The 1,616-nt window shown below is 51.4% G+C and carries 2 pseudogenes; both read right to left on the reverse strand.

The annotated features are described in order from the left end of the window. A pseudogene (locus tag AC1DXW_RS30870) lies at nucleotides 1-338 on the reverse strand (hypothetical protein); the annotation flags it as partial. Between the two features lie 898 nt (nucleotides 339-1,236). Then, a pseudogene (locus AC1DXW_RS30875) lies at nucleotides 1,237-1,616 on the reverse strand (hypothetical protein); the annotation flags it as partial.

Below are 1,616 nucleotides of genomic sequence, written 5' to 3' on the forward strand. Positions count from 1 at the left end.
ACGAAGCCGTTAACGGTCAACAGTACAACGATGCCGATTTTGGCTTGTATTTTTGGATTGAGGAAATACTCCATTCCCTTGCCGGCATAATCGATCCCGACAATGGCAATGCCCGTAATCCAGAGCGCGACAAGTGCAAGCGATACGGTTTTTTGAAGACTGTCCATGTGCGCGTCATCATGGTGACCCGACATATCGCCCTTCAGGAGTTGCTTGACCATTGCAATGTCACTGGTCAAAACCAGCCCGATTGCCACGCAGCAGGCGATAAGATGAAAATATACAACGCCCAAGCGCAAATATTCCCCGGCTGGTGAAGAAAGAATACTAAGTTCCATGACTACCTCTTTGTTCAAACAGTGAATCAACCTGACTTTCAGGACAGCTTGATTAGAGTTTGCCGTTACTGACTGAAGTTACGATCCAGCCGTTTCAATTGAATAATCTTGCGGCATTACGCGGCCAAGATAAAAGCGAGTTTGGCGAATGAACTTTCAGTCATTCGATTATTTCCATTTTCAGGTAATAAAAAACCTCATTCGCACTTGGCTGATATGAGGTTTAACTTCCGCTTCTGGGGTCAGGTGAGGACCAGAGCCCGTGCCACCTGTTGCGTATTCTGAACGAAAAAACCGTATTCGTTCATTTTTTGATCAATTTTACTGACCAACGGCAGTGCCCGTGACTGGTTGCACATTGCCATCTTTTATCGCGCAGCCTGCACCATTACTGGGTTTTCGGCGAGTCGGAAGGTAGGCGAGAGCCCCGCTATTTTTTTCGTCTTTTTTTCCAGATTCCATGGGGGAAATCGGGCAGTTTGAGCGAAACAGCCATAAAAAAGGTTCTTCACGGAATTCCGGGGAACACATATAACGAAATATCTGTAGGGGCTGCCGAAGGTTCGGGCCGCGTTCGGACCTTCGGCAGCTCCTACAGGGGAACGCGTRCACCACCAAACAACGAGGTCGAGCGTTAGCTCGCCTCGCGGTGCTGTTGCGGTGCACGCCCCCTCGWGAGGCCGAGYGSAGGTTCTGCGYAGTGGGCAACCCGGCATGGATGCCGGGTTAGCCGCSSMCGGCCCAGAGTGTGTAAAAACTGGTTCAAACATCGTCGACACTAGCGCCGACGATGTTTGGCTGGCTAACTACACCTAAAGCGCTCTTCGTAGCTCCAGCCCGCTTTTAATGCCACCAGTAACGCTTCTCAGCTCGTCCATCGGGCAAAACAGAAGGCTTTTCAGGCCGCCAGCGCTTTCATCAGATTCTGCGTACCGAGGATTTTCATCACTCGCTTCAAGTTGTAAGCGAGCACATTCAAGCTCATTTCGGCAGTTGGAGCTCCAGTAACTGCTCAGCGTCTTGCCTTTATCGACGTAAGAGTTTCGCCAGATCAGCACTTCCTTGGCGGGGCAGACGTACACATCTTTGTCCGCGTCGTAAACAAACTCGTCATTGTTGAAGCGGCCATCGAATTTGGCGCGCGAGCTCAGCGTCTTCGGTACATAAGCGCTAATCCCTGCCTCGTGGCAGGCAAGGATCTCCCCGCTTTTGTAATACCCCCGGTCAGCCACCACCGACAACGATTCGAGTTTCATCGCCTCACGGGCCTGCTGGGCC

It is taken from the genome of Pseudomonas sp. P4_C4, assembly GCF_056402055.1.